The sequence below is a fragment of the Kitasatospora sp. NPDC001603 genome (assembly GCF_040298365.1).
GTDB lineage: Bacteria > Actinomycetota > Actinomycetes > Streptomycetales > Streptomycetaceae > Kitasatospora.
On sequence record NZ_JBEPAA010000005.1, the window covers coordinates 85,851 to 112,161 of the forward strand.

21 protein-coding genes and 1 pseudogene are annotated in these 26,311 nt (G+C 75.5%); 13 read left to right on the top strand and 9 right to left on the bottom strand.

What is annotated here, in order from left to right; genetic code table 11:
• Positions 1-73: 73 nt before the first annotated feature.
• Positions 74-1,693: an MFS transporter gene (locus tag ABT263_RS05440; protein ID WP_352287834.1), complete on the top strand. Its 1,620-nt coding sequence runs from the start codon at positions 74-76 to the stop codon at positions 1,691-1,693.
• A 62-nt stretch (positions 1,694-1,755) separates the two neighbouring features.
• Here the strand turns inward: ABT263_RS05440 and ABT263_RS05445 are convergent, their stop codons facing one another.
• A complete protein-coding gene (locus tag ABT263_RS05445) occupies positions 1,756-2,616 on the bottom strand; it encodes a DUF5937 family protein (RefSeq protein ID WP_352287837.1) in 861 nt (286 codons plus the stop codon).
• A 283-nt stretch (positions 2,617-2,899) separates the two neighbouring features.
• Between ABT263_RS05445 and ABT263_RS05450 the strand changes: the two are divergent.
• Positions 2,900-3,391, top strand: a pseudogene (locus ABT263_RS05450) (aldo/keto reductase); the annotation flags it as partial.
• Positions 3,392-3,594: 203 nt separating this feature from the next.
• Here ABT263_RS05450 and ABT263_RS05455 read toward each other — a convergent pair.
• Positions 3,595-3,849, bottom strand: coding sequence for a hypothetical protein (locus tag ABT263_RS05455; protein ID WP_329485719.1), 255 nt, complete (start codon positions 3,847-3,849; stop codon positions 3,595-3,597).
• 157 nt (positions 3,850-4,006) lie between these two features.
• Here ABT263_RS05455 and ABT263_RS05460 point away from each other — a divergent pair, with 157 nt between their 5' ends.
• Complete coding sequence (locus tag ABT263_RS05460) at positions 4,007-4,207, top strand: hypothetical protein (protein WP_329485718.1); 201 nt, start codon at positions 4,007-4,009, stop codon at positions 4,205-4,207.
• Between the two features lie 105 nt (positions 4,208-4,312).
• On the opposite strand, the gene ABT263_RS05465 is transcribed toward ABT263_RS05460, so the two are convergent.
• Positions 4,313-4,945 (bottom strand): hypothetical protein, encoded by a 633-nt coding sequence (locus ABT263_RS05465; RefSeq protein ID WP_352287840.1) that lies wholly within the window; start codon positions 4,943-4,945, stop codon positions 4,313-4,315.
• A gap of 137 nt (positions 4,946-5,082) precedes the next feature.
• A complete protein-coding gene (locus tag ABT263_RS05470; RefSeq protein WP_352287842.1) occupies positions 5,083-5,940 on the bottom strand; it encodes a helix-turn-helix domain-containing protein in 858 nt (285 codons plus the stop codon).
• 77 nt (positions 5,941-6,017) lie between these two features.
• Here ABT263_RS05470 and ABT263_RS05475 point away from each other — a divergent pair, with 77 nt between their 5' ends.
• From ABT263_RS05475 to ABT263_RS05490, 4 genes are all read left to right on the top strand, one after another.
• The gene (locus ABT263_RS05475) at positions 6,018-6,446 is read left to right on the top strand and encodes a VOC family protein (RefSeq protein ID WP_352287845.1); all 429 of its coding nucleotides are present in this window, start codon (positions 6,018-6,020) and stop codon (positions 6,444-6,446) included.
• Between the two features lie 152 nt (positions 6,447-6,598).
• Positions 6,599-7,081: a GreA/GreB family elongation factor gene (locus ABT263_RS05480; protein WP_352287848.1), complete on the top strand. Its 483-nt coding sequence runs from the start codon at positions 6,599-6,601 to the stop codon at positions 7,079-7,081.
• 94 nt (positions 7,082-7,175) lie between these two features.
• A complete protein-coding gene (locus ABT263_RS05485; protein ID WP_352287851.1) occupies positions 7,176-8,117 on the top strand; it encodes an NAD-dependent epimerase/dehydratase family protein in 942 nt (313 codons plus the stop codon).
• Positions 8,118-8,349: 232 nt separating this feature from the next.
• Positions 8,350-8,700 (top strand): hypothetical protein, encoded by a 351-nt coding sequence (locus tag ABT263_RS05490; RefSeq protein WP_352287854.1) that lies wholly within the window; start codon positions 8,350-8,352, stop codon positions 8,698-8,700.
• A gap of 19 nt (positions 8,701-8,719) precedes the next feature.
• Here the strand turns inward: ABT263_RS05490 and ABT263_RS05495 are convergent, their stop codons facing one another.
• The 3 genes from ABT263_RS05495 to ABT263_RS05505 are packed head-to-tail and all read right to left on the bottom strand — an operon-like array spanning position 8,720 to position 12,116.
• Complete coding sequence (locus ABT263_RS05495) at positions 8,720-9,718, bottom strand: hypothetical protein (RefSeq protein ID WP_352287857.1); 999 nt, start codon at positions 9,716-9,718, stop codon at positions 8,720-8,722.
• The gene (locus ABT263_RS05500; protein WP_352287859.1) at positions 9,718-11,847 is read right to left on the bottom strand and encodes a DUF6571 family protein; all 2,130 of its coding nucleotides are present in this window, start codon (positions 11,845-11,847) and stop codon (positions 9,718-9,720) included. Before ABT263_RS05500 ends, ABT263_RS05495 begins: the two co-directional genes overlap by 1 nt.
• 2 nt (positions 11,848-11,849) lie before the next feature.
• Positions 11,850-12,116, bottom strand: a complete 267-nt coding sequence (locus ABT263_RS05505) for a hypothetical protein (RefSeq protein WP_329485709.1) — start codon at positions 12,114-12,116, stop codon at positions 11,850-11,852.
• A 579-nt stretch (positions 12,117-12,695) separates the two neighbouring features.
• On the opposite strand from ABT263_RS05505, the gene ABT263_RS05510 reads away from it, so the two are divergent.
• From ABT263_RS05510 to ABT263_RS05530, 5 genes are all read left to right on the top strand, one after another.
• Complete coding sequence (locus ABT263_RS05510; protein WP_352287862.1) at positions 12,696-13,907, top strand: serine hydrolase domain-containing protein; 1,212 nt, start codon at positions 12,696-12,698, stop codon at positions 13,905-13,907.
• Between the two features lie 726 nt (positions 13,908-14,633).
• Positions 14,634-15,095, top strand: coding sequence for an STAS domain-containing protein (locus ABT263_RS05515; RefSeq protein WP_352287865.1), 462 nt, complete (start codon positions 14,634-14,636; stop codon positions 15,093-15,095).
• Between the two features lie 111 nt (positions 15,096-15,206).
• The gene (locus tag ABT263_RS05520; protein ID WP_352287869.1) at positions 15,207-15,758 is read left to right on the top strand and encodes a (2Fe-2S)-binding protein; all 552 of its coding nucleotides are present in this window, start codon (positions 15,207-15,209) and stop codon (positions 15,756-15,758) included.
• A complete protein-coding gene (locus ABT263_RS05525; RefSeq protein ID WP_352287872.1) occupies positions 15,755-16,750 on the top strand; it encodes an FAD binding domain-containing protein in 996 nt (331 codons plus the stop codon). The genes ABT263_RS05520 and ABT263_RS05525 overlap by 4 nt, the downstream gene beginning before the upstream one ends.
• Positions 16,747-18,831, top strand: coding sequence for a xanthine dehydrogenase family protein molybdopterin-binding subunit (locus ABT263_RS05530; RefSeq protein ID WP_352287875.1), 2,085 nt, complete (start codon positions 16,747-16,749; stop codon positions 18,829-18,831). Before ABT263_RS05525 ends, ABT263_RS05530 begins: the two co-directional genes overlap by 4 nt.
• Before the next feature lie 239 nt (positions 18,832-19,070).
• On the opposite strand, the gene ABT263_RS05535 is transcribed toward ABT263_RS05530, so the two are convergent.
• Both ABT263_RS05535 and ABT263_RS05540 read right to left on the bottom strand, forming a co-directional pair.
• The gene (locus ABT263_RS05535) at positions 19,071-19,373 is read right to left on the bottom strand and encodes a hypothetical protein (RefSeq protein ID WP_352287878.1); all 303 of its coding nucleotides are present in this window, start codon (positions 19,371-19,373) and stop codon (positions 19,071-19,073) included.
• Positions 19,374-19,406: 33 nt separating this feature from the next.
• Positions 19,407-21,596, bottom strand: a complete 2,190-nt coding sequence (locus tag ABT263_RS05540) for an FUSC family protein (RefSeq protein ID WP_352287880.1) — start codon at positions 21,594-21,596, stop codon at positions 19,407-19,409.
• A gap of 461 nt (positions 21,597-22,057) precedes the next feature.
• On the opposite strand from ABT263_RS05540, the gene ABT263_RS05545 reads away from it, so the two are divergent.
• Entirely contained in the window at positions 22,058-26,299 is a 4,242-nt protein-coding gene (locus ABT263_RS05545) for a bifunctional nitrate reductase/sulfite reductase flavoprotein subunit alpha (RefSeq protein ID WP_352288068.1), read from the top strand.
• Positions 26,300-26,311 lie beyond the last annotated feature (12 nt).

Consider the following 26,311-nt stretch of genomic DNA (forward strand, 5'->3'; position numbering starts at 1 on the left):
GGACCACCGGAGGACCCATCGGAGGACCCACCGGAGGCCCCGGAGGCCCCGGAGGAACGGAAGGACGCGACGGATGGGTACACCGCGGCCCGACCGCACCCCGAAGGAGTCCGCGCCGGTCGCGGCGAGCCAGTCGCTGACGCTCGCGGCCATGCTCTTCGCGGTCTCGATGACCTTCATCGACCAGACGATCGTCTCGATCGCCGCGCCCGACATCATTCGCGAACTGGGCCTGTCGGCCGTCGGGATGCAGTGGGTGGTCAACGCCTATCTGCTCTCCCTCGCGGCCTTCTTCGCCCTCGGCGGCCGGCTGGCGGACGTCCTCGGCCACAAGCGGATGATGCTGATCGGGACGCTCACCTTCGTGATCGCCTCGGCGCTCTGCGGCGCGGTGCCCTCCGGCGGTGCCGCCGAGACCTGGCTGATCTGCTTCCGGGCGGTGCAGGGCCTCGGCGCGGCGCTGATGTTCCCGGCGGCGCTGGCCGTGGTGGTGGAGGTGTTCCCGGTCGAGCGGCGCGGCCGGGCGCTGGCGCTGTTCTTCGGGGTCGCGGGCGGCCTGACCGCGATCGGCCCGATCCTCGGCGGCTGGCTGACCAGCTGGACCTGGCGGGCGATCTTCTGGGTCAACGTGCCGGTCGCGGTCGTCGCGGTGGTCCTGACCGTACTCGCCGGCATCCGCAACCACCCCCGCCGCGAGCCGGTCGACTGGCCGGGCGCCGCCCTGGTTGCCGTCGGGATGGGTCTGAGCGTGCTGGGCCTCCAGCAGGCGGCGGCCTGGGGCTGGGGCAGCTGGGCGACCTGGCTGTGCATCGTCGGCGGGCTGGTCGTCCTGGTGGTGTTCGTCGCGCTGGAGCTGCGCACCGAGCACCCGCTGATCAAGATGCGGGTCTTCGCCGACCGGGCCTTCGCGGCGGACAACGCCGTGCTCTTCTTCGCGATGATCGCCTTCGTCCCGGTGTTCTTCTTCGCCTCCGTCTACGCGCAGGTGGCGCTGGACCAGACGCCCAACGAGGCGGGTCTCTACCTGCTGGTCTTCTTCGCCGGGTTCGCCCCCGGCTCGCAGATCGGCGGGCGGATGCTGGACCGGCGCGGCGCGCGCCCGCCGATGCTGCTGGGCACGGCGGTGTCCGCGGTCGGCTTCGCGCTCTGGGCCTCGAAGATCACCGACCTGTCGCTCGGCGCGCAGTGGCCGTACATCGTCCTGGCGGGCGCGGGGATCGGGCTGCTGCTGACCCCCGCCTCGACGGACGCCGTCAACCGCTCGATCAACGCCTCGTACGGCGAGGTCACCGGGATCACCCAGACGGTGCGCAACTACTCCGCGAGCCTGGGCCTGGCGGTGCTGGGCACCGTCCTGCTGCACAGCACCACCAGGAACGTGCGGAGCACGCTGGTCGCCAACGGCGTCCCGGTGGACGCCGCGCCCGGCGTCGCCGACACCGTCACCAAGAGCATCACCGGCCACGGCTCGGGCTCGCAGGCGCCGAACGGCGTCGGCGCCACGCTGCTGGACGCGATCCGGCAGGACTTCGCCGAGGCGAACGGGCCCGTGCTCTACGGCATGGCGGCCGCGCTCGCGGTCGCCTTCGTCTGCGCGCTGCTGCACCCCGGCACCCGGGTCACCGCGGACCCCGCGCCGGTCGTGGACACCGCCGCCGTCTCCGAGGGCGGCACCGGCCCGGCTACGGGTTGAGCGGCGACCAGAGCCAGGCGCAGGACGGGTGACGGCCGGTCAAGCCCCCTCGGCCGGCGCCCTCAGGGCCGGGGCGCCGCCAGCACGGCTTCGGCGACGGAGGTACGGGCGTAGAGCACCGAGCGGCCGGCCCGGTGGGCGCTGACCAGGCCGGCGTCGCGCAGCGCGGTGAGGTACTGCGACACCCCGGCCGGGGAGAGCCCGGTGCGGCGGGCCAGTTCGGTGGTGGACGCCGGGGAGTCCAGTTCGGTCAGCAGCCTGGTCCGGGAGCGGCCGAGGACGGCGGCCAGGGCGTTCGCCGCCGGGGCCGGCCGCGACTCCCACAGGGCGCCGATGCCGCGGGCCGGATAGGCGAGTTGGGGCGGCTCCGGCGGCATCAGCCGGGTGAGCAGGTGCGGCCCGGTGAACGCCGAGGGGATCAGCAGCAGCCCGTCGCCGGCGCCCTGCCGGGACAGCGTCCGCCGCCGGCGGGCGATCCGCAGCGCGTTGTCGTCCCAACTCGCCGAGGGGTGGAGTTCGTTGAGGAGCCGCCCGGTGCCGTGCTCGGCGACCTGGCGGGCCCGGTGGAAGACATCGGCGTCGAGCGCCGCCCGGATCCGCGCCCAGTAGGGGGCCAGGGCGAGCTCCCAGTACGTCTCGATCTCCTCCGCCAGCCGCTCCAGCTGGGCCGGCGGGGAGGCCTGGAGGGCCCGCAGCCGGGGGCCGGGGGGCCCTGTTCGCCCCGCAGGCGTTCGAGGTCCTGGTGCACCCGGGACGGGGGCGTGGCGCGGATCCCGGCCAGCTCCTGCGCCAGGGTGGGCGCGGGCCCGGCGGGCGCCGGGTTGAGGAAGTCGGCGACGTAGCCGGCGCGCGGCACCAGCTCGGCGAGCAGCCCCCGGTCCAGGCCCGCGGCGGTGACCCGCGGCCGGACCTGCTGGATCCACGGCTGGTGGACGGGGTGCGCGGCGCCGGAGGCCAGCAGCCGGTAGCTGGTGCCCACCTCCCACATCGGCGAGACGGCGAACCGCACCAGGGCCAGGTCGGCGGCCGAGAACGCCAGTTCCGCGTGCACGCGGCCTCCTCAGGATTCGGACATCCCTTAATCGTTGGCGGCCCAGTGTACGGCCCGGAGATCATCCGGGCATGACCTCAGAGACGACCGCCCCGGCCGCGGCGGGCAGTTGGAAGATCGGTGGGCTGGCCCTCACCCGGCTCGGCTACGGCGCGATGCAGCTGGCGGGCCCGAAGGTGTGGGGGCCGCCCCGGGACCGGGACGCCGCCCTCGCCGTCCTGCGCGCCGCCGTCGAGGCCGGGATCACCCACCTCGACACCAGCGACTACTACGGCCCGCACGTGGTCAACGACCTGATCCGGGAGGCCCTCCACCCGTACCCGGAGCACCTGTGCGTCGCCACCAAGGTCGGCGCCCGCCGCACCCCGGACCGGGCCTGGCCCGCCGCCCTGTCCCGCGACGAGCTGGTCCGGGCCGTCCACGACAACCTCCGGCGGCTGGACGTACCGGCGCTGCACCTGGTCAATCTGCGGATGACCGACACCCGGGCCGCCGCCGACGTCGCCGGGCCGTTCGCCGTCCTCGCCGGACTGCGCGAGCAGGGCCTGATCCGCCACCTCGGGGTCAGCAACGTCAGCGCCGAGCAGGTCCGGGCGGCTCGCGACATCGCCCCGGTGGCCTGTGTGCAGAACCACTACAACGTCGCCCTGCGCGGGGACGACGACCTGGTCGACCGGTGCGCCGACCAGGGCATCGCCTACGTGCGAACATCCTGCTCATCCCCGGGACCTCCTCGGTGGCGCACCTGCGCGAGAACATCGCGGCGGCCTCGGTCGAGCTGCCCGACCGGGCGCTGCGCGTCCTGGACGCCGTCGGCACCCGCTGAGCGGCCCCCGGTCGCCGGGCGGGCTCACCGGCCGGGCGCGATGTCCGCCAGGGCGGCGAGCAGGCGGCTGTGGACGGCGGCGGCGACCTCGCGGGTGACCGGATCCGGGTCGTCCAGGCGGTCGGCGATCAGTTCGGCGGCGGCCGCGACCACCGGCACCGGCAGCGAGGTCTCGCGCAGGTGCAGGAGCTGGGCGGCGGCCCGTTCACTGGCCGTGGTGGCCCGTGACTGCGGGATCAGTGAGGTGAGGCCACGGGGTTGCTGGTGTGCGCTGCTCATCCCGTCATTGTCCGGGTTCCGGCGCGCTCCCGGTGCCACCCCCGCGCGGGCCGAGCGCGCGGCCGGTTCCACCATCTGGCCCCGCGTACCCCGTACGGCTGTCCGTTTTCGCCCTCCAGGCGCCAGGATGGAGGCAGTGAACGAACTAGGAGGCGGTATGAACGACCGACCCGATTCGATTCAGTGGCCCGGCGAGGTCACGCCGGACGCCCTGCTGCACACCGGCGCCGGCGGTGAGGTCACCCCCGAGGACCTGGTGCTGGCCTCCGGGCGCGACATCACCCCGGAGACCCTCGCGTGGGCGGAGCGGAAGCTGGCGGCGGAGGGCCCCGCCGCCCTGGACAAGCTGCTTCCCTGAGCGCCTCCGCTCCGCGGACCCGCTGCCGGGGCCGTTCGGACCGGTGCCACCGCGGCGCCGGTCCGAACGGCCGCTTCGGTGCGACCGGGGGTGTGCGGAGCGCCGTCAGAGGCGGTGGACGGCGCACGGGGAGTACGCGAACGGCGTGCTGAAGCCCGGCACCTGCCGGAGCTCCGCCGTCCACCGGTTGTCGAGCACGCCGCGCCGCAGCAGGAAGAGCCGGTTGGCGCGGCGCTTCAGCAGGCCGCGGTAGCGGTCCACCGCGTCCGTGCCGTTGACGGCGAGCTCGCGGACGAACTCCTCCAGGTAGCAGGTGGCGCAGCCGGGGCCCGGCCGGTGCCGGTGGCGCGGCACTCCGGCCGCCTCCAGTCCCCGGACCACGACCGTGCCGTCCGGGCCCACGCCGACCAGGAAGGCTTCCGGTCCGGTCTCCGTCCCGCAGATCTCCAGCAGCCTCTCCCGGAAGCGTGCCGGGTCGACCCGGACCAGCGGTTTCTCGAACAGCAGCCTCAGCAGTGAGATCACGTGCGACAGCAGGGTGGCGCCCGCGGTGGTCCAGCAGACGGCCGGCAGCCACCACGGACCGGCCGTCCGGCCGAGCGCGATGCCGACGGCCGACCAGCAGTACGCGGCGAGTGAGTCCGCGACCACGGCGTCGCCGCGGAACCACACGCGCAGGACGGACCACATCGCGAGGAGCGGAACGGCCACCGTGCAGGCGGTGTGCAAGAGGCCCATGGCGCTGTTCCCTCCGCCGGAAGTCCCTTGGGGGGTGTTCCACCCGCGGCGGCGGCCGAACCCGCGCGCACGAGCCGGGATCGCCGGGCACCAAGCTCTGCCCACGGACGAGTTGACGCCGCGTCAGCCCGGTCGGTTCACGCCACGAGCCGGGCGAGCAGGGCGGCTCCGGTGGCGTCGGCCGGGTGCTGGGTGAGCAGCAGCACCCCGGTGTCGGCCGCCGGCCGCAGCAGCGAGAAGGTCAGCCGCAGCACCCGGTCCGGGCGCCCGGTGTCCACCACCTCGACCGTGCTCGGCCGGAAGTCCGCGACGGCGCGGCACTGCCACCAGTGCGCGGCGTCCGGCCGCAGCGCGTGCAGCCGGCGGACGATCTCCGCGGACCGGGGGTCGTCGGGGACGTGGGCGGTGGCGGCCCGGAACTGCTCGTAGAGGCCGCGCAGCAGCGCCTGTCCGCCGGGGGCGCTCCCGTCGGCGGGGCCGGCCGTGATCCGGTGGCGTCCGGGTGGGCCCGCGGCGAGGTGCAGCAGCAGATTGCGCTCCTCGGCCGGGGCCTCCTCCGGGGCTCCCCACAGGCGCCGGTGGGCCGCGTTGGCGGCGAGGACGTCGAAGCGCTCGTCCAGTACCAGCGCCGGGGTGGCGTGCCAGCTGTCGACGAGCGCCAGCGTGTCCGGGCCGGGGACGGCCGCCGCCCACTGCCCGGCGCGCGGGGGAGGGGGGAGGAACCCGGCCAGCGCCAGGGCGTGCCGGTGGGCGACCGGATCCATCCGCAGCGCCCGGCAGACGGCGTCGACCACCTGTCGCGAGGTGCTCACCCGGCCCTGTTCCAGCCAGGTGTACCAGGCCACGCTGACCCCGGCGAGGGTGGCGACCTCCTCGCGGCGCAGCCCGGGGGAGCGGCGCCGGCCGCCGGCGCCGAGGCCGACGTCCTGCGGGGCGATCGACGCCCGGGCCGCGCGCAGATGGGCACCGAGCTCTCGGCGTAGCGACTCGTCCATGGGCTGATCCTATGAGTGCGACTCACCCCATGAACGGTGGGCTGCCACCACCGCCCGGGACGGGCGAGGCTGACGGTATGACAGCTGAGCAGCGGACGCCCCGGGTGTGGCGCCGGCAGAACGACTCCTCCCACCTCGCCGAGCCCCGTGTCCTGATCCGGGTCTTCCTCGAACCGGACGGCCTGGACGGCGCCGTCGCCTTCTACGAGCGGCTGCAGGCGGTGACGGCCGACTCCGGCTTCGACTTCGGCGCCCTGCGGCTGGCGACCGTCGGCGCGTTCCTGCTGATCGCGGGCGAGGAGGGCGAGTTGGCGCCGTACCGGGACACCACCGGCACGCTGCTGGTGGACGACGTCCGCCCCTACTACGAGCGGCTGCTCGCCGAGGGGGCGGAGATCGTCGTCCCGCTCCGGGACGTCCCCACCGGTGCCGGGTTCAACGTCCGCCACCCCGACGGCACGGTGGTCGAGTACGTCCACCACCGCCCCACCACGGCCGGCGACTGACCGGCCCCGGGGGGTGACCGGCCGGACACGGGGCCGGTCGGTCGCCCTGCCGGGAGCGCCGCCGGGGCGACCGGCCCGAACGGTCCTTGCTATGCTCGGAAATACCCGCTTCAGGGCGATTTGTTCTGTCCCGCCACACCACGGGAGCAGGAATGACCGGTGTCCCCGAGCCCATCAGCCCCGAGGCCCGTGAGGCCCTCGAACAGGAGCTCGCGCAGTTGCGGATGGAACGCGACGCCGTCGCGGCGACCCTGAAAGGCACCGGCACCGATACCGCCGGCGATCTGGCCGACCAGGCCGACGAGTTGCAGCGCGTCACCGAGACCGCCCGGCTGGACGCCCGGATCGCCGGGATCACCGCGCGACTGAGCGAGGCGGCGACGGCCCCCGCCGCTCCGCCCGGTGTCATCGGGGTGGGCAGCACCGTGACCCTCCGGTTCGCCGACGGCGGCGAGGAGACGTTCCAGATCGGCGAGCTCGCCAACGAGTTCGAGCAGACCCTCGTGACCTACGACAGCCCGCTCGGCCACGCGCTGCTCGGCCGCCGCACCGGGGAAGCCGTGTCCTACGACACGCCTGCGGGCCCGGCCACCGCCGAGGTGCTGGCGATCGACGCGCCGCCCGGCCCGGCCTGAGCCGGTCCCCCAGGGGCGCCGGGCGGCCAACTCCGGGCCCCGGAGCGCGGACCGACGGCGAAAGGACACCGTGCGGTCGCGCTAGTGTGCGTGGGTGAGCCTTCATGTCGTCATGGGATTCGGGCCCGCCGGGGCGGCCACCGCCAGGCTGCTGGCCGAGCAGGGGCATACCGTACGGGTCGTCACCAGGTCGGGCCGCGGCCCGGAACCGGGGATCGAGCACGTCGCGGCGGACGCGGCCGACAGCGCCCGGCTGACCGGGCTGTCGAAGGGCGCGGCCGCGATCCACAGTTGCGCCGCGCCGCCGTACCACCACTGGGTGCGGGACTGGCCGTCGCTGGCCTCCTCGGCCTGCGCGGCGGCCGAGGCGAGCGGCGCCGTGCTGGTCATGCTCGGGAACCTCTACGGCTACGGCCCGGTGGCGGGCCCGCTGACCGAGCGGCTGCCGCTCGCGGCCACCGGGCCCAAGGGCCGGGTGCGCGCCGCGCTGTGGGAGCAGGCGCGCCGGCTGCACGAGCAGGGCCGGATCCGGGCGGTCGAGGTGCGGGCCTCGGACTTCTTCGGGCCCGGCGTGACCGACGGCGGGCACCTGGCCGGGCGGGTCGTGCCGCGCGTGCTGCGCGGCAAGCCGGTCTCCACGCTGGGGGATCCGGACGCCCCGCACAGCTGGAGCTACCTGCCCGACGTGGCCCGGGCGCTGGTCGAGGTCGCGGGCGAGGAGCGCGCCTGGGGGCGGGCCTGGCACGTCCCGACGGCGCCCGCGCGGTCCGCCCGGGAGATGGTCGACCGCCTCGCCGCCGGGGCGGGAACGGGGCCGGTCGCGGTGCGCAGGCTGGCGCCGGCCGTGCTGGGGGTGGCGGCACTCTTCTCCCCGCTGGTCCGGGAGCTGAAGGAGACCCGCTACCAGTTCGACCGGCCGTTCGTCGTCGACGCGAGCGCCTACGAGGCCGAGTTCGCGGTGCGGGCCACCCCCGTCGACGAGCAGGTCGCGGCGACGCTGCGGTGGTGGCGGGACCGGGTCGCCACCTCGGGCTGAGCCGCCTCGGGCTGGGCCACCTCGGGCTGGGCCACCTCGGCCCGGGCCGCCACGGGTCGGGTGCTGCCCGGGGCGGCCCGGACCCCTCCCACGGCCCAACGCCGCCGGCCGCGCGCGCGGCCCGCCGCCCCCCGTACCGGCCGGGGAACGGACACCCGGTCCCGGTGGGCCGGACCGCGCCGCCGGGCGTCCTCGGCGGGCGACCGGGCGCCGCCGGACGTAGGTTGCGGTCATGACCAGTGACGAGACGACGATCCCGGCCGTGGGGGTGCGGGGGCTGGACGAGGTGTTCGAGGCGATCGAGGAAGCCAACCAATCGCCGCAACCGTGGACCGGTTTCGAACACGGAGTACTCGGCGCCTACCGCTGGGCCGCCGGCGCCCAGCCCGGCGCCCCGGTGACCGCGGCGGCCCCGCTCGGCGCCGCCGGAGGGCCGTGCCGGGCACAGCTCCTGGCCGAGTGCCAGGCCGCGGCCGTCCGGGTGAGCGAGCCGCTGCGGGACGACGCCGACTACGCCCTCGGCGCCTACCAGGCGCTCGCCTGGCTCTGCGGCCACCAGGAACAGCGCCCCCGGCCGGCCTAGGCGGTCGGGGCGGCGCCGGTCAGGCCTCCTGCTTGAGCTGTCCGGCCGCGGCGCCCCGTTCGCGGTCGGTGGACGCGCGGGCCCGGTCCCGGAGCGCGGGCAGACCGATCCCGGCCTCGTCCTGGTGGGTGGCGTCGGCCCAGAGGCCCAGGAGACCGTTGGCCTGGTCGTCGAGGCGGGCGAACCGCTCCCGCGCGGTGGGCGCGGGCTCCGCGAGCCGACCCAGCCAGGTCCGGGCGAGGTACTCGGCAGGGGCGTCGCCGAACGCGGGTGGTGCCCCGGCGGGGGCCAGGCCCTGGAGCACCCCCTCCTGCCAGGCGGTCCGGGCGGCGCGGGAGCGCCTGCGCAGGACGTCGTCGGCGATCCCGTCGAAGACCCCGGCGGGTGCGGCGGCGCGGGCCAGCGGGTCCTCGATCGCGGCCGGCGACGGGTCGGCCGGGACGGCGGCCAGGCCCGCCGCGCCCTGCCGCAGGTCCGCCCCGCGCAGGCCGGCGTAGGCCGCCGGGCTCTCGGCGAGGCCGCGCAGGACCTCGATCAGCTGGTCCTCGCGGACGGCGAAGTGCACCCCCCGGTCGTCCTGCCAGGCGTCGTCGTCCGGGCCGTCGTGCGCCATCGCGGTGTTGCTGACGCCGGTGAGCACCGTGTGCGTGTCGGCCGCGTAGTCGGCGAGGGCTTCGGCGAGCGGGCCGCGCACGTCCGGGTGCACCCGGTGGCCGGCGGAGTCGGCGACCGCCAGCACGACCGTGCGCATCGCGTGGGCCTGCCCGAGGGTGTGGGCGCCGGGCCGCGTCCCGACGGTGGCGCGGCGGAGCCCGGCGGCGAGTTCGCCGCACGGCAGGTCGGACCGCCAGGTGTCACCGAGGACGGTCCGGACGCGGGCGTCCGTGCGCAGGCCCGCGCAGTCCCGGTCGGGGTCGTCGCGCCTGAGCGTCCACCAGAGCCCGGTGCCGACCGCGGCCGCCACCACCAGGGCGGTGGCGGCGGCCGCGGTGCGGCGGGCCCAGGGCGTGGCTGCCATCAGGCGTTGCCCCGGCCGAGGTAGCGGCCGGCGACGTCGTTGCTGCGGTTGCGGCTGTTGAGCATGTCGTCCTGGAGGGAGTTGACGGTCGGGCCGTCCGGGTCCATGCCGCGGTCCCTGGCCCAGATGCCGACCATGTCGGACATCTGGCGGTTGGCACCGAGGCAGGTGTCCGACACCTTCGCGTTGGCCTCGGAGTTGTTGCGGTCCTTCTCCTCCAGGCTGACCTCGTACGTCCAGGTGTCGACCAGGCGCTGGGCGGCGTCGCCGAGCGGTGCGATCGGGGTGATCGGGGCGCCGATGGTGTGGTAGAGGACCTTGGCCTTCCAGTCCGCCTGGGCGTTCTTGTCGTCGCGCATGTCCAGGTCCGCGTCGGCGCGGATCGCGTCGAAGACCCCGAGCGCCGCCGCGCCCTTGCCCATCGGGTCCTTCATCTGGGCCTCGGTGGGGTTGGGCCCGATGGCGGCGAGCTCCTGGTCGATCCGGCCCGTCTCGGCGCGGTGCAGGGTGCCGTAGGCGGCCGGATCGTCGGAGAGGCCGCGCATGAACCGGACCAGGCTGTCCTGTCCGACGGCCATCCGGGTGGTGTCGCCGTCCTTCCACACCGAGTCGTGGCCGGTGTGGCCGTTGTAGACGTCGTTGCGGCCGTTGAGCAGCTCGTGGGTGTCGCCGACGTAGTCGGCGAGGGCGTTGGCGAGCGGCCGGCGCAGGGTGTCCTTGATCTTGTCGCCGCCGTGGCCCTCGTCCACGGTGACGATGGTGTCGTGCATGACGCGGGCCTGGGCCTCGGTGTGCTTGCCGTCGTGCGCGGTACCGGCCCGCTCGCCGGTGGCGGCGGCCTCGACGGCGGCGGCCAGGCCGCTCTGGGAGAGCGGGTCGGGCATCTTCATCTCGCCGGTGTAGCCGGTGAGGTAGCCCTGCGGCCAGTCCCGGTCCTTCAGCAGGTAGTGCAGCCGCTGGTTGGAGCCGTCCGCGCCCGGGTCCAGGAAGGAGGTCGCGGCCTCGGGCTGACGGCCCATGACGCCGAGCAGCTCGTCCAGCGGGTCGGCGCCGAGCGAGGTGCCGTCGTGCGACGCCCGGTAGCTCCACAGGCCCGGCTGCTTCTTCTCGGCGGCGATGATGTCGTCGCCGAGGTCGGTGAGGAAGGGCGTGGAGTACTTCGCGTCGCCCTTGCCCATCAGGGTGCCGAGGATCTGGTACCCGTAGACCGGCTCGGTGTTGGAGCCGAAGTTCCTGGTGCCGTTCTCCCGCAGGCCGGCCCGCCACTTCCGGTAGAACTCGGTGTTCGGGTCCTGGGTGGCGGAGGCGATGGCCCGGGTGAGGTCGGTCTGCAGACCGGGGTAGCTGCCCTTCTTCCCGTCGTCCTTGCCCGGGTCGTTGAGCTTCTCCGCGAGCTTCAGGGTGCCGTCGGGGCCGAGCGTGTCCAGCAGTGTCCGGGAGAACTCGGGGCTGTCCGCGTTGGCCTTCATCAGGTTCGCCAGCTGGGCCCGCTCGTCGCCGTTCAGACTGTCGATCCGGGTGGCGAGGTCGGCGGCGCGCTGCGCGTCGGCCTGGTCGCCGCCGCCCAGCGCCGAGCCGTTGAAGGAGTTGTCGAAGCTGCCGGCCTTCGAGGCGCTGCGCAGGGCGCGGGCGGCGCGCTGGTCGGCGTCGGTGGCCCGCTGGAGGCCGGCCTCGATGGCCTGCGTCCACTTGCCCGCGGCCTCCTGGTAGGCCCGCTGGGTGTCGGCGTCGTGGTGGAGGTCGTTGAGCGTGCCCGGGTCGAGCGTGCCGGGATCGAGCACGGCGACGCCGGTGCCGGTGACCTTGAAGCCGGCCTTGACCGCGCCGTCCGCGGCGTCGCGGACCTGCCTCTGCGCGGCCTCGAAGTCCGCCCGCGCGTCGTCGAGCAGTGAGGCCATCGCCTTCGCCTCGACCTGGGCGGCCACGATCTGCCCCTTGGTCGCCATCAGTTGGAAGTCGGCCAGACCGGCCGTGCCGCCCGTCCACAGGCCGTCGCGGGTCACCGAGAGCACGTCGCGGTCGAAGCTGCCCTCCATGGTGTGGAACCGGTCGGCCATCGCCCGCCACTGCGTCGCGGCGGTGGACAGCGTGCCGGGGTTCGCGTGCAGGACGTCCTCGTATCCGAGCATGGTCACTTCACCTTGAGCAGGTCGGCGATGGACTGGTTGGTGGTGTGGTAGTTGAGCGTCGTCTGCTCCATCGCGGAGCTGTTCCGGTGCAGCCGCGCGGTCAACTGCTCGACCTGCTCGTGCCATTCGGCCAGGGCCGCGCGCAGCGCACCGGCGGTGTCCCAGCCCTGGTGCGCGGCGGCCGCCGCGTTGGTCGACTCGTCCGCCAGCGCGCCGATGGTGGGGCAGTCCAGGGCCATGCCGTTCAAGGCCGACTGCGAACCCTTCATCGCCTGACTGTTCACGCTGAACTGACCACTACCCGCCGGTGTGCTCATGCCGACCGCCCCCGTTCGACTCGTCGCCTCACGCGCCCGGTGGGGGGACGGCGAGCGGTTCCGCGGCTCCCGGCGGCCTGGCCGCCGGGTGCGCTGAGCGTCACCGGGCTTGCGGTCGACCCCACTTGGCGCTTCGTCGGCGCGATCGTACTCCCCTCGGCGAGTCCGCTCCCGGAGCGGAGGGAGCGGACCGGGGGCGCCGGGGCGGGGCCGGGGCGCGGCCGGTGGCCCGCCCGGTGGGCGGACGGTCGTCGCGGCAGGTCAGGGGGGTGGTGTCCGGCCCGGAGGTGCTCGCGTAAGGATTTCGTCAGGATTTCCGGCGGCGGTGTGCGGCGCCGCCGGGCCGGGCCCGCCCGGTGGGCCCCGGGCTCCGGGCAGGCCCGGCCCGGCGAGCTGAGGGGACCGAGCACGGCGGTGGTCCGTACGGATGGACTCGCCGGGGGGTGGGCGTCGGGCGCGCGGGGCGGGGCCACGGGGGGTGGTGACCTTGGCCTCGCAGTGTCCGCCCACTTCCGGAGGAGACCCCCACCCATGCGCCGTGTGCCCGCACGCAGACTGGCCACCGCCCTGCTCGCCCTCTCCACCCTCGCGCCCGTCACCCTCTCGGTGTCCCCGGTCCAGGCCGCCCCGGTGGCGGTGGCCGCCACCGCCGCCGACCGGTCCGCCGACGGCCGGCCGCCGCACGGGCTGGACCCCGCGCTCGCGGCCCGCCTCGACGAGGCGATCGAGTGCACGCGCCTGGAGGCGGGCATCCCCGGGGTGATCGTCGGGCTCTGGCTGCCCGGCCGGGGCACCTACGTCCGCTCGTCCGGGGTCGCCGACACCGTGACCGGCGCGCCGATGCGGACCGACTTCAACATGCGGATCGGCAGCGAGACCAAGACCTTCACCGCCACCGCCGTCCTGGAACTGGTCGACGACGGCCTGGTCGGGCTGGACACCCCGATCGCCTCCTACCTGGACGGCGTCCCGGACGGCGAGCACATCACCGTCCGGCAGATGCTGGAGATGCGCAGCGGCCTGTTCTCCTACACGGCCGACCCGGCCTTCCAGCAGGCGCTGCTCAGCGACCCGACCCGGTCGTTCACCCAGCAGGAGGTGCTGGCCTACGCCTTCACCCACCAGAACGTCTTCGCCCCGGGCGCGGCGTTCCAGTACTCCAACACCAACTACGTCCTGCTCGGCCTGCTGGTGGAGAAGCTCGGCGGGATGCCGCTCAAGGACTTCGTCCACCAGCGGGTCACCGGGCCGGCCCACCTGGACCACACCTTCCTGCCGACCGGCGCGGAGTTCCCGCAGCCGCACGCGCACGGCTACACGGACCAGACGCTGAGCGGCGACGTCGCCGACACCACGGACTGGAACCCGAGCTGGGGCTGGGCGGCCGGTGCGATGATCTCCGACCTGCACGACCTGCGCCGCTGGGCCAAGGTGGTCGCCACCGGCACCCTGCTGTCCCCGGCCACCCAGGCGCAGCGGGAGAAGTTCATCACCGTCCCCGGCTTCGACGGCGCCGGGTACGGCCTGGGGCTCTTCCGGACGCACGGCTGGGTCGGGCACAACGGCTCGCTGCCGGGCTACGAGAGCGTGACGATGTACCTGCCGGAGCAGGAGGCCACCATGGTGCTCCTGATCAACACCGACATCCTGCACGACGGCTTCGAGCCGAGCACCCTGCTGGCCAGGGCGATCACCTCGATCATCACCCCGGACCACGTCTACGAGCTGCCGGCCGAGGGCTGACGGTCCCCGCCGCGCCGCGGGCCGGCCGGGCCTCCGGGCCCGCCGGCTCCGGCCGGCCGGCCTCCAGGCCGAGGAAAAGGGCGATCGACGCGCTCAGGGCCACCTGGGTGGGCGGCGGGAGCGGATGCTCGCGCACATCCCGGCGGACTGACCGACCCCCACCCTGTCAAGACACCTGGCGGCCGGCGTGCCGGTCGGACCGCTGCGGGGCGTGTCGGCGCCCGTCGCCGTCCCGCTCCCCGGCCCCCGGGGGGTTCCGCCGCCCCCTGCCCCGGGGCGCCGTCGTGGTGGGCCCGGGCCAGCAGGTCGAGGAGTTCGGCCACGCTCAGCCCGGACTCCGCCGGGTGCCGGAGCCAGGTGCCGGCGGCGATCCGGTAGAGGTCGCGGCGCCCGGTCCGGGGCCGGGTGAGACAGCCGGCCTGCTCCAGGTCGGTCACGATGGCCTGGACGGCGCGTTCGGTCAGCTGCACCTCCAGCGCGCTGTCGCGCAGCCGCACGCCGGGGTCGCGGGCGATCGCCGCGAGCACCCGGGCGTGGTCGGTCACGGACGTCCGGCCCGTTCGCGCTGATCCTTCCAGGGCCATACCCCCTCCTAGGAGTGCCGATTCCCTTCTTGCCCCAGGCGAATCGGCGTCCGGGCATCGGTTGACGAGCGAAGCGATGGGACCCACCCTTGAAGGGCCCACTTAAGAAGGGGTCCGCCTGCGTCGCCCGGAGGAGGAGGCCATGGTCGAAGACCCGTACCGAAGGAGCACCGACGCCGAGCCGGCCTCGCCGCCGGCGGCGGTGAACGGCGGCCGCCCGGTCGGGCAGCGGCTCGCCCGCGGCCTGTGGGTGCACTGGGAGACCGCGCGGAACGGGGACCGGGTCCAGGTGCGGGTGACCGGGGAGATCGACCTCGACGCCGCCGGGCCGCTCGACGAGGCGCTCGAACGGGCCCTGGACGCCAGCCGCAGCGGCCTGGACGTCGACCTGTCCGGCGTCTCGTTCTGCAACAGCACCGGCCTCAACACCCTGCTGCGCCTGCGGGCGACCGCCCACCACGGGGGGCGCGACGTGGTCCTCACCGCGGCCAGCGAGGTGGTGCGGCGGCTCCTCGTGCTGACCGACACCCTCGACCTCTTCGCGCCCGCACCGGCCCCCGACGGCGGAGCCGGCCGCCCGGAGGGAGACCTCGCACCGCCGTGACCACCGGCGGACCGGTAACCACCGGCGTGCCCGCCGGGGCGGTGTACGGCGAAGCGGTTGTCGAGCGGGTCGGGGGGTGTCCGGCGGGGCCCCGCGTGGAATGCGTGGGCCATGGATGCCACCGACACCCTCGCGACGAGCAGCGGGATCGCCCTGACCGTCAACGACCGGCCGCACACCCTCACGGTCGACCACCGCGCCACCCTCCTCGACGTGCTGCGCGACCGGCTCGGTCTGACCGGTGCGAAACAGGGCTGCGACCACGGCCAGTGCGGTGCCTGCACCGTGCTGCTGGACGGACGGCGGGTCAACAGCTGCCTGCTGCCGGCCGTCGCCCAGGACGGCCGCGCGGTCACCACCGTCGAGGGCCTGGCCGGCCCGGACGGCCCGCACCCGCTCCAGCGGGCGTTCCTCGAACAGGACGCCTTCCAGTGCGGCTTCTGCACGCCGGGCCAGCTCTGCTCGGCGGCCGGCGTCCTCGCGGAGACCGCCGGTGACCCCGCTCCGACCGACGAGGCGACGCTGCGCGAACTGCTGAGCGGCAACATCTGCCGCTGCGGCGCCTACCCGGCCATCGTCAGGGCCGTCCGGCAGGCCCAGGCCGAGGGCCGGGGCGCGTCGGCCACCGGGGCCGGGGCGGGGAACGGGGAGGGTCCGGCATGAAGCCCCACGGCTACACCCGGCCCACCGAGGTGGCCGCCGCCGTCGCCCTGCTGGCCGGGCGTCCGGACGCGAAGGCCCTGGCCGGCGGCACCAATCTGGTCGATCTGATGAAGCTCGGCGTCGAACGGCCCGGGCTGCTCGTCGACATCGCCCGCCTGCCGCTCGACCGCGTCGAGGAGACACCGCAGGGCGGCCTGCTGATCGGCGCCAACGTGCGCAACAGCGACCTCGCCGACCACCCGCTGGTCCGCGAGCGCCACCCGGTGGTGTCCCGGGCCGTCCTGGCCGGGGCCAGCGGTCAGCTCCGCAACGCCGCCACCACCGGCGGCAACCTGCTCCAGCGCACCCGCTGCCTCTACTTCCAGGACGTCTCCAAGCCGTGCAACAAGCGGCTGCCCGGCTCCGGCTGCCCGGCCCGCACCGGCGTCCACCGCGACCTCGGCGTCCTCGGCACCTCCGACCACTGCGTGGCGACCCATCCCTCCGACCTCGCGGTGGCGCTCGTCGCCGTCGACGCCGTCCTGCACCTGACCGGCCCCGCCGGGGACCGGACCATGCCGCTGACCGCCTTCCACCGCCTGCCGGGCACGACCCCGGACCGCGAGACCGAACTCGGGCCCGCCGAACTCGTCACCGCCGTCGAGCTGCCGCCGCCCCCGGCCGGGGCGCGCTCGGTCTACCGCAAGGTCCGCGAACGGGCCTCCTTCGCCTTCGCGACGTGCTCGCTCGCCGCCCTCCTGAACCTGCGCGACGGCCGGGTCGAGACCGTAAGGCTCGCCTTCGGCGCCCTCGCCCCCCGGCCGTGGCGGGCCCTCACCGCGGAGGCCGCGCTGCTCGGCGAGCCGTTCACGGCGGCCGCCGTCGGAGCCGCCATGGACGCCGAACTGGCCGCCGCCCGCCCGCTGCCCGACAACGGGTTCAAGGTGGCGCTGGCCCGTCGGCTCGCCATCCGCGAACTCGGCCTGCTCGCCACCGGTCAGGAGCAGCGATGACCAGCGACCTCGCCCGACCGGAGGGCCTGGACAAGGTCACCGGAGCCGCCCGCTACGCCGGCGACCACCACCCCGACGGGCTGCTCCACGCCTGGCCGGTCCCCACCACCGTCGCCCGCGGCGACATCACCGCCGTCGACACCGCCGCCGCCCTGGCGATCCCCGGGGTCCTCGCGGTGCTCACCCACCGCGACGCACCCGTGCTCACCCTGCCCGCGGACGGCGACCCGACGCTGGCCGTGCTGCAGTCCCCCCGGGTCGCGCACCGCGGCGAGGTGGCCGCCCTGGTCGTCGCCGAAACCCCGCAGGACGCCCGGGCGGGGGCCGAGGCCGTCCGGATCGGCTACGCCGCCGAACCGCACGACGTCGTGCTCACCGACGACCACCCCGGCCTCTACACGCCCGAGAAGGCCAACGGCGGCCACCCCGCCGTCCGCACCCACGGCGACTTCGACCACGCCTACCAGCAGGCCGACGTCCGGATCGACCGCACCTACCGCATCGGCCCGCTGCACAACCACCCGATGGAGCCGCACACCGCCACCGCACAGTGGGCGGACGGCCGGCTCACCGTGCACGACTCCAGCCAGGGCGGCAACAACGTCCAGGAGACCCTGGCCGCACTGTTCGGGGTGGCGCCGCAGGACGTCCTGGTGATCAGCGAGCACGTCGGCGGCGGCTTCGGCAGCAAGGGCACCACCAGGCCGCACGTCGTCCTGGCGGCGATGGCCGCCCGGCACGTCGGCCGTCCCGTCCGGCTCGCCCTGCCCCGGGCCCAGCTGCCCGCCCTCACCGGCCACCGCTCGCCGACGGTGCACCGGCTGCGCCTGGGAGCCGACGACGGCGGCCGGCTCGCGGCCCTGGCGCACGAGGTGGTCACCCGTTCCTCGACGCTGCGCGAGTTCGTCGAGCAGGCCGCCGTGCCGGCCCGCGTGATGTACGCGGCGCCGCACAGCAGGACGTCGCACCGGGTGGTCCGCCAGGACGTGCCCACCCCCTCCTGGATGCGGGCCCCGGGCGAGACGCCGGGCATGTTCGCCCTGGAATGCGCGATGGACGAGCTCGCCGAGGCCTGCGGGCTGGACCCGGTCGACCTGCGCCTGCGCAACGAACCGGCCGTGGAGCCGGACTCCGGCCGCCCGTTCAGCAGCCGCCACCTGGTGGAGTGCCTGCGGGAGGGTGCGCGCCGGTTCGACTGGGCGGGCGAGCGCGCCCGGGGGCCCCGCCGCGAGGGGGCCTGGCTGCTCGGCTGCGGCGTCGCCGCCTCGACGTACCCCGTGCTGGTGTCGCCCTCCACCGCCGAGGCCGTCGCCCTCCCGGACGGCACCTTCCTGGTGCGCACCAACGCCACCGACATCGGCACCGGCGCCCGGGCGGCCCTCACCGGGATCGCGGCCGAGGCGCTCGGTGTGCCGGCGGACCGGGTCGGCGTCGCGATCGGCCGGACCGACCTGCCCCGGGCGCCGCTCGCCGGAGGGTCCTCGGGCACCGCGTCCTGGGGCTGGGCGGTCCACGAGGCGTGCACCGGGCTGCGCCGCACGCTGGCCGAACGGGGCACCGCGCCGCTGCCCGCCGAGGGGCTGCGCCACCTGGCGGACACCACGGGGGCGGTCAAGGCCGGCCGCGAGTACGCCCGGCACGCCTTCGGCGCCCAGTTCGTCCAGGTCGCGGTCGACGCCGACACCGGAGAGGTGCGGCTGCGCCGGCTGCTCGGGGTCTTCGCGGCCGGGCGGATCCTGAACGAGCGGACCGCCCGGTCGCAGCTGGTGGGCGGGATGATCATGGGTGTCTCGATGGCGCTCCTCGAACACAGCACGATGGACCGGGAGTTCGGCGACCACGCCGAACGCGACCTGGCCGCGTACCACGTGGCCGCGAACGCCGACATCCCGTCCGTGGAGGCCCACTGGATCGACGAGGAGGACGCGCACCTGAACCCCATGGGCTCCAAGGGGATCGGCGAGATCGGCACCGTCGGCACCGCCGCGGCCGTCGTCAACGCCGTCCACCACGCCACCGGGGTCCGGGTGCGGGACCTCCCGGTGCGCCCGGAGCTCCTGCTGGACGCGCTGCCGGGCTGATCGGCGCCGGCACAGCGCCGCGCCCGCACTCCGACGGACCGGAGGGCGGGCGCGGTGGTACCGGCGGCGGCCTCAGTGGCCGGCGAGTTCGCCGCTCAGGCTGCGGTGGATCTCGGCGCTGGGCCGGTTGCGCCTCGCGCAGGCCGTGGGACGGCGCCCCGTGCCGGTGGCTCTACCCGAACGCGGCCGCCCGCCCGGTGGCCGGGCCGAGCCCTCGGCGGTGCTCTCGGCGGCGCCGCTCAGGCCGGTCGCCGGATCTCCTGCCGGGTGGCGCCGAAGCCGGTCTCGTGGTCCCAGACGTGGGTGCAGGTGGGGCACTGGAGGTGGAGCACGCTACCGGTGTTGGAGAGCAGGTAGCGCCAGTGCTCGCGGCAGTTGCGCCGCTCCGCGCAGCCGGCGCACCCGCGGGCGTCGTCGCAGCCCGGACAAGCCGCCCAGGCCCGCCGCCCGACATCGGCCTGCGGGTCGATCGGCAGCGGTCCCGGACGCAGGCGTCGCAGCAGGGCGGCCGGGTGGGTGGTGTCGGGGCGGTTGCGGAACATGGACGTTGAACTTAGGTAAGGCTTGCCTACCTGTCAAGCGCGGCGCTCTGCCGGGGCCGGCGTGCCGCCCGGGGCGGCCCGGGCGGAGTCGTGGACCCGGCCGAGGTCGTCCAGCAGCCCGGTGAGCCAGAGCGTGACGTCCACGGTGTGCAGTGAGACCGGGTCCTCGGGCGTTCGGGTGGCCGTGACGCGGTCCTCGTGCAGGGCCGCGAGGGCCTCGGCCAGCGCCCGGTCCGCCGCGGCGGACCCGGCCGGGTCGAGCAGCGCCGCGCCCTCGCGGCGGAATGCCGCGGCGACCTGCTCGGCGCGGCCGACCAGGGCCGCCCCGCCGTGCGGGCCGGAGGCCGCGGTGCCCGGCGGGATCCGGGCGAGCAGCGGCTCGGCCCCGCGCACCGTGTGCTGCCCGGTCAGCACGGCGGCCTGCCAGTTCGGGCCCTCCCCGGCCGGCTGGTGGCGCTCGCTGCGGTACTGGGCGTACAGCGCCTCGGTGAGCAGCGTGCTGTGCCGGGCCCGCTGCAGCGCGCCCCGGGCCGGGCCCGACCCGGTGACCACGGCGACGGTCTCGGAGAGCGCGGCGGCGCTGCGGTCCAGCAGCTCGGCGGTACGCCGCCGCAGGTCGTGACCGCCGCCGCGCGGCCAGGCGCAGAGCCCGGCGAGGATGCCGACCGTGGCACCGGTCGCCACGTCGACCAGCCGGGCCTCGGCCAGCCGCCAGCCGGCCGGGGCGAGCTGGGTGAAGACCATGGCGACCACGACGGTGAACGTCCCCTGCGCCCAGGCCAGCCCGAGCCCCGGGCTGAAGGCGAACGCGAACAGCATCGCGGGCGGCAGCGCGGCGGCGTAGAAGACGGGGTGCTCGCCGACCGCGAGCAGCAGCAGCGCCGTCACGGCGGCGCCGCCTGCGGTGGCGGCCAGGGCCGGACGCAGCGTGATCCGGGTGTCGGCCGCGCTGGTGCGCATCAGGGTGAGGGTCGCCAGCAGGACCCAGAACCCGTGGGTGAGATCGAGGGCGCCGACCACCAGCCGGGCCGCGCCGAGGGCGCCGGCGGTGCGCAGGGCGTTGCGGAAGTACACCGAGCGAGGGGTCAGGTTGCCGCGGATCCGGCGCCACCAGAGCATCGGCGTCGGCTCGTAGGCGTACCAGAACGGGCCGGGGCGCTGGTCGGGCGGGGTGCTGTCGGGCGGCGGCGGTGCCCGGCGGCTGGTGCGGGTGGCGAGGGTGAGGAAGCGGGCGCCCTCGGCGGCGCTCAGGGCGAGGGTGCCGAGCGCCAGCCGGGCGACGGTGGGGCCGGTGGGGCCGTCCGACGCGTCGGCACCGCCGGCCGGTGAGGTGCGGTCGGCGTCGAAGGCGGCGATCCGCCTCTCGACCGGCGCGGCGGACGGGACCGGACCGTCCGGCCGAACCCCCGCCGCGGCCGCGCGCAGCGCACCGGCGGTGGTCGCCACCAGGGCGGCCGCCTCCGGGTAGGGCCCGCCGGCGGCGCCCAGCCGGCGGATCCGCAGCAGTTCGGCTCCGATGAACTGCAGCGTGGTCGCGCAGTGGGTGAGCGCGCGGTCGGCGGCGCCCGGGCCGGCGGGCCGCTCCATCAGCGGGATCCGGGAGAACCGCAGGTCGTCGAGGAGGGCCCGGGCGCGGTCCGCCGCGGTGGCGTCGTCCGGCACGGCGCCGGTGGCGGTCGGCGGCGGCCCGCCGCAGTGCGCGGCGGCACGGTCGGCCAGCCCGGCCAGCGCCAGGGCGGCGCTCCCCACGCGGTCGCGGTAGTCCCTCGGCGGCGGCTCCGGCCACAGCAGCCGCTCCGCGGCGGCGAGCAGCAGCAGGCCCGCGGTCACGCCGGCCAGCCGCTGCGGCAGGGTGTCCGGGGCGTAGGGCGGGAAGCACGGCAGGATGTAGAAGAGCTGGAGCCCGTTGGTGAGCCCGACCAGCCGCGGTCCGCCCACCGAGGCGAAGGACACCGCGAAGCCCACGCCGACCATGCCCAGCGCCGCCGTCCAGGCGTGCACGGCCAGCGCGGAGCCCAGGCAGACCAGCGCCCAGGCGAACGGCAGGGTCAGCAGCAGCGTCCGACCCCGGGCGCGCGCGCCGCCCTCCACCCGGGCCAGCACGCCGACCGCGACCGCCCCGAACAGGGCGTAGGTGGCCGTCACCGGCTGGTCGAAGCCGTAGCGGAAGACGTAGAAGCCCGTGCACGCGGCGGCGGTGACCCGAACCGCGCGGTGCGCCACCGGGGGATCGGGGCGGGGCGGGAGCGGGGACGCCGGCCGGTGGGGCAACCGCATCGCACCTCGCTCCGCCGGTGGGTCGGGACCGGGCCGCCCTCCCCCGGGGCACCTCCTGCGGGAGCGGGCCCGACGGCAGGTCCACCGGCCGCCCGGCGGCGCCGTCACCCCTCCACCCTAGGGCGACCGGCCCGGGCACGCAGGGCCGGGAACGCAGGGGCGCCGCGCCGCCTCGCGGAGCCCTCGTCGCGGGCCGCGCCCCGGATCGTGCCGGGCGTGGCGTGATCGACGGCTTGGCGGGAGGCATGGCAGTGCGCCGTGGTGCTCACGTCCACCGGGAGGCGCCCGTGCGGTCCGGTTAACCTCGCGAAACAGGCGCTGTGACGAGGCGGTAATGCGCTCTTCCTAGGGTCACGATCGTGGGACCTTCCCACCGCGTGATCCCTGGGGAGGGAGTCTCGGTGACGATGCCGGCTTCGAAGGCGGACAGCGTACGGACGGTCTGCTCGTACTGCGGCGTCGGCTGCGGCGTCGTGCTCGACATCGGCCGGGACGCCGCCACCGGCAGGCGCACCGTCGCCAAGGTGTCGGGGGACAAGAGCCACCCGACGAACGCCGGGCGGCTCTGCACCAAGGGCGCGACCAGTGCCGAGATGATGGCCGCCTCCGGGCGGGCCGCCACCGCGCTGATCCGCGCCGGGCGCGGCGCCGAACCCGTCCCGGTGGACGTCGACGAGGCGATCACGGCGGTGGCCGGGCGGCTGCGGGCGATCCTGGACGAGCACGGCCCCGACGCGCTCGCCCTCTACGTCTCCGGGCAGATGTCCCTGGAGGCGCAGTACCTGGCGAACAAGCTCGCCAAGGGGTTCGTGCGGACCAGCCGGATCGAGTCCAACTCCCGCCTGTGCATGGCCTCCGCGGGCTCCGGCTACAAGCTCTCGCTGGGCGCGGACGGGCCGCCCGGCTCCTACCGGGACTTCGACCACGCGGACGCGTTCCTCGTCATCGGCGCCAACATGGCCGACTGCCACCCGATCCTGTTCCTGCGGATGATGGACCGGGTCAAGGCGGCCGGGGCGAAGCTGATCGTCGTCGACCCGCGGCGCACCGCCACCGCCGCGAAGGCCGACCTCTTCCTGCAGATCAGGCCGGGCACCGACCTCGCCCTGCTGAACGGACTGCTGCACCTGCTGGTCGAGAACGGGCACACCGACGAGGCGTTCGTCGCGGAGTTCACCGAGGGCTGGGAGGAGATGCCCGACTTCCTGGCGGACTACCCGCCCGCGAAGGTCGCCGAGATCACCGGGATACCCGAGGCGGACATCCGGCAGGCCGCGCGGTGGGTCGGCGAGGCGGGGGAGTGGATGAGCTGCTGGACGATGGGCCTCAACCAGTCCACCCACGGCACCTGGAACACCAACGCCCTGATCAACCTGCACCTGGCCACCGGCGCGATCTGCCGCCCGGGCTCCGGTCCGTTCTCGCTCACCGGCCAGCCCAACGCGATGGGCGGCCGCGAGATGGGGTACCTGGGCCCAGGCCTGCCCGGCCAGCGCTCCGTCCTGGTGGCGCAGGAGCGGGCCTTCGTCGAGGAGCTCTGGGGCGTCGAGGCCGGCACGCTGCGGACCGAGGCCGGGCGCGGCACGGTGGAGATGTTCGAGCGGATGGCCGCCGGCGAGATCAAGGCCTGCTGGATCATCTGCACCAACCCGGTCGCCTCGGTCGCCAACCGCAAGACCGTCATCGCCGCCCTGGAGGCCGCCGAACTGGTCATCACCCAGGACGTGTTCACGGAGACCGAGACCAACGCCTACGCCGACGTGCTGCTGCCCGCCACGCTCTGGGCCGAGTCCGACGGCGTCATGATCAACTCGGAGCGGAACCTCACCCTGGTCGAGGGCGTGGTCGACCCGCCCGGGCAGGCCCTGCCCGACTGGCAGCTGATCGCCCGGGTCGCCTGCGAGCTGGGCTACGCCGACGCCTTCGGCTACACGAGCGCCGAGGAGGTCTTCGAGGAGCTCAAGCGCGCCTGGAACCCGGCGACCGGCTGGGACCTGCGCGGCGTCAGCTACCCGCGGCTGCGCGGGACGCCCGTCCAGTGGCCGGCGCCCGCCGCGGACGGCCCCGACCGCAACCCGATCCGGTACCTCAACGACGGCGTCAGCCAGACCCTGCTGGAGCGCGCCGACGGGAGCAGACCCCGACTCGCGTTCCCCACCCCCACCGGCCGCGCCCGGTTCTTCGGCCGCCCGCACCTGCCCGCTGCCGAACTCCCGGACGACGACTACCCGTTCGTCCTCAGCACCGGCCGCCTCCAGCACCAGTGGCACACCCTCACCAAGACCGGCAAGGTGGCCAAGCTCAACAAGCTCGACCCCGGCCCGTTCGTCGAGCTCCACCCCGACGACGCCGCCGCGATGGGCGCCGGGCAGGGCGACCGCATCGAGGTCGCCTCCCGCCGCGGCCGCGCGGTGCTGCCCGCCGCCGTCACCGACCGGGTCCGCCCCGGGAACTGCTTCGTGCCGTTCCACTGGAACGACCTCTTCGGCGAGTACCTCGGCATCAACGCCGTCACCAACGACGCCGTCGACCCGGTCTCCTTCCAACCCGGGTTCAAGGCCTGCGCCGTGGCGCTGCGCGTGGTGCCCGCCTCGACCCCCGAGGAGACCGCGCCCGTGCCGGTGACCGCAGACCCGAGTGCGGGGACGGGGCAGCCGCCCCTCGCCGTGCTGCCCGTGCCGGCCGTGCCCGGGGGCGCGTCCGACGCCGTCTCCGCCCTGACCGCGCTCTTCGGCCTCGCCGACCTCGCCCCGCCGGTGCTCGCCGAACCGGAGCGCCGCTACCTGTCCGGATACCTCTCCGGGTACGTCGCGGCCGCCGCCACGGCGCCGTCCGGGGCCGTTCCGGTGCTCCCGGCGGGAGCACCGTTCGCCCCGGCGACGGCGCTCTGGGTGGACGGGGTGCTGGCGGGCATGTTCTCCCGGGGCGCCCCCGGTGCGGCCGGGCCGGCTGTCCCGGCCGCACCGGGGGCGGCCGGCGCCGAGCCCGCCGCGCCGACCCGGGAACTGCTCGTCCTGTGGGCCTCGCAGACCGGCAACGCCGAGGAGTTCGCCGCCGCCGCCGCGGCCCGCCTGGCCGGGGCGGGCCGCGCCCCGACCCTGCTCGCGATGGCCGACACCACCCCCCGGCGGCTCACCGCCGGTACCGACGTGCTCGTCGTCACCAGCACCTTCGGCGACGGGGAGGCGCCCGACAACGGCGCCGACTTCTGGCAGGGCCTCACCGCCCCGGACGCCCCGCGCCTGGAGGGCGTGCGCTACGCCGTCCTGGCGTTCGGCGACTCCAGCTACGACGACTTCTGCGGTCACGGCCGCCGGCTGGACGAGCGCTTCGCCGAGCTGGGCGCGACCCGCCTGCACGCGCGCACCGACTGCGAGGCCGACGACGACGGGCCCGCCGGGCAGTGGCTCGACCAGGTGACCGGCACGCTCGTGGCGCCGGTGGAGCGGGCGCCGGCGCCCGCTGTTCCCGCCGTGCCCGTGCCCGCGTCCGCCACCCCGGCCGCCACCCCGGCCGCCACACCGGGCGGCTTCACCAGAGCGGCCCCCTTCCCGACCCTGCTGGTCGGCAACCGTCTGCTCAGCCTGCCCGGATCGCAGAAGGAGGTACGGCAGTTCGCCTTCGACACCCGCGGCGGCGAACTCGCCTACGAGGCCGGCGACGCACTCGGCGTGTGGCCGGCCAACGGCGCCGGACTGGTCGCCGAATGGCTCGCCCTGACGGGCCTGGACCCCGAGGAGCACGTCCGGCTGGCCGACGGCGACGACCTCCCGCTGGGGGAGGCCCTGCGGACCCGCCTCGACATCGCCCGCCTCACCCCGGACCTGCTCGGGTTCGTCGCCGACCGCACCGGCGACCGCGTCCTGAAGCGGCTGCTGCGCCCCGACAACAAGGGCGAGCTGGCCAAGTGGAGCTGGGGCCGGCAGGCCGCCGACGTGGTCGGCGCCTTCCCGCTGCGCGCCACCGCCGCCGAGTGGGTCGGAGTGCTCAAGCGGCTCCAGCCCCGCCTGTACTCGATCTCCTCCAGCCCCCTGGCCCACCCCGGTGAGGTCCGGCTCACGGTGTCCGTCGTCCGCTACACCAACGACCTCGGCCGCGACCGCGGCGGCGTCTGCTCCACCTACCTCGCCGACTGCGCCGACGACGGCCCGGTGCCGGTGTTCGTGCAGCGCTCCCCGCACTTCCGCCCGCCCGCCGGCCCGGCCACGCCGATGATCATGGTGGGCCCCGGGACCGGGGTCGCGCCGTTCATCGGATTCCTGGAGGACCGGCAGGCCCGCGGCCACACCGGCCCCAACTGGCTCTTCTTCGGCGAGCAGCGCGAAGCCACCGACTTCTACTACCGGGAGGACCTGGCGGCCTTCCGCGCCGCCGGCCACCTGGATCGCCTGGACGTGGCCTTCTCGCGCGACCAGCGCAACAAGGTCTACGTCCAGGACCGGATGCGCGAGCACGGCCCGCGCCTGTGGCGCTGGCTCCAGGACGGCGCGCACTTCTACGTGTGCGGCGACGCGGGCCGGATGGCCAAGGACGTCGACCTGGCCCTGCGCGAGATCGTCGCCGCCCACGGCGGCCTGGACGAGGAGGCCGCCGCCGCGTACGTCCGGCAGCTGGCGAGCGACAAGCGCTACGTCCGGGACGTCTACTGAGCCGGTGGCCGA

Coding starts and splice junctions, on each gene's coding strand:
- ABT263_RS05440 (WP_352287834.1), top strand. CDS start 74: ATGGGTACACCGCGGCCCGACCGCACCCCGAAGGAGTCCGCGCCGGTC.
- ABT263_RS05455 (WP_329485719.1), bottom strand. CDS start 3,849: ATGAGCAGCGCACACCAGCAACCCCGTGGCCTCACCTCACTGATCCCG.
- ABT263_RS05460 (WP_329485718.1), top strand. CDS start 4,007: ATGAACGACCGACCCGATTCGATTCAGTGGCCCGGCGAGGTCACGCCG.
- ABT263_RS05465 (WP_352287840.1), bottom strand. CDS start 4,945: ATGGGCCTCTTGCACACCGCCTGCACGGTGGCCGTTCCGCTCCTCGCG.
- ABT263_RS05470 (WP_352287842.1), bottom strand. CDS start 5,940: ATGGACGAGTCGCTACGCCGAGAGCTCGGTGCCCATCTGCGCGCGGCC.
- ABT263_RS05475 (WP_352287845.1), top strand. CDS start 6,018: ATGACAGCTGAGCAGCGGACGCCCCGGGTGTGGCGCCGGCAGAACGAC.
- ABT263_RS05480 (WP_352287848.1), top strand. CDS start 6,599: ATGACCGGTGTCCCCGAGCCCATCAGCCCCGAGGCCCGTGAGGCCCTC.
- ABT263_RS05490 (WP_352287854.1), top strand. CDS start 8,350: ATGACCAGTGACGAGACGACGATCCCGGCCGTGGGGGTGCGGGGGCTG.
- ABT263_RS05495 (WP_352287857.1), bottom strand. CDS start 9,718: ATGGCAGCCACGCCCTGGGCCCGCCGCACCGCGGCCGCCGCCACCGCC.
- ABT263_RS05500 (WP_352287859.1), bottom strand. CDS start 11,847: ATGCTCGGATACGAGGACGTCCTGCACGCGAACCCCGGCACGCTGTCC.
- ABT263_RS05505 (WP_329485709.1), bottom strand. CDS start 12,116: ATGAAGGGTTCGCAGTCGGCCTTGAACGGCATGGCCCTGGACTGCCCC.
- ABT263_RS05510 (WP_352287862.1), top strand. CDS start 12,696: ATGCGCCGTGTGCCCGCACGCAGACTGGCCACCGCCCTGCTCGCCCTC.
- ABT263_RS05515 (WP_352287865.1), top strand. CDS start 14,634: ATGGTCGAAGACCCGTACCGAAGGAGCACCGACGCCGAGCCGGCCTCG.
- ABT263_RS05520 (WP_352287869.1), top strand. CDS start 15,207: ATGGATGCCACCGACACCCTCGCGACGAGCAGCGGGATCGCCCTGACC.
- ABT263_RS05525 (WP_352287872.1), top strand. CDS start 15,755: ATGAAGCCCCACGGCTACACCCGGCCCACCGAGGTGGCCGCCGCCGTC.
- ABT263_RS05530 (WP_352287875.1), top strand. CDS start 16,747: ATGACCAGCGACCTCGCCCGACCGGAGGGCCTGGACAAGGTCACCGGA.
- ABT263_RS05535 (WP_352287878.1), bottom strand. CDS start 19,373: ATGTTCCGCAACCGCCCCGACACCACCCACCCGGCCGCCCTGCTGCGA.
- ABT263_RS05545 (WP_352288068.1), top strand. CDS start 22,058: ATGCCGGCTTCGAAGGCGGACAGCGTACGGACGGTCTGCTCGTACTGC.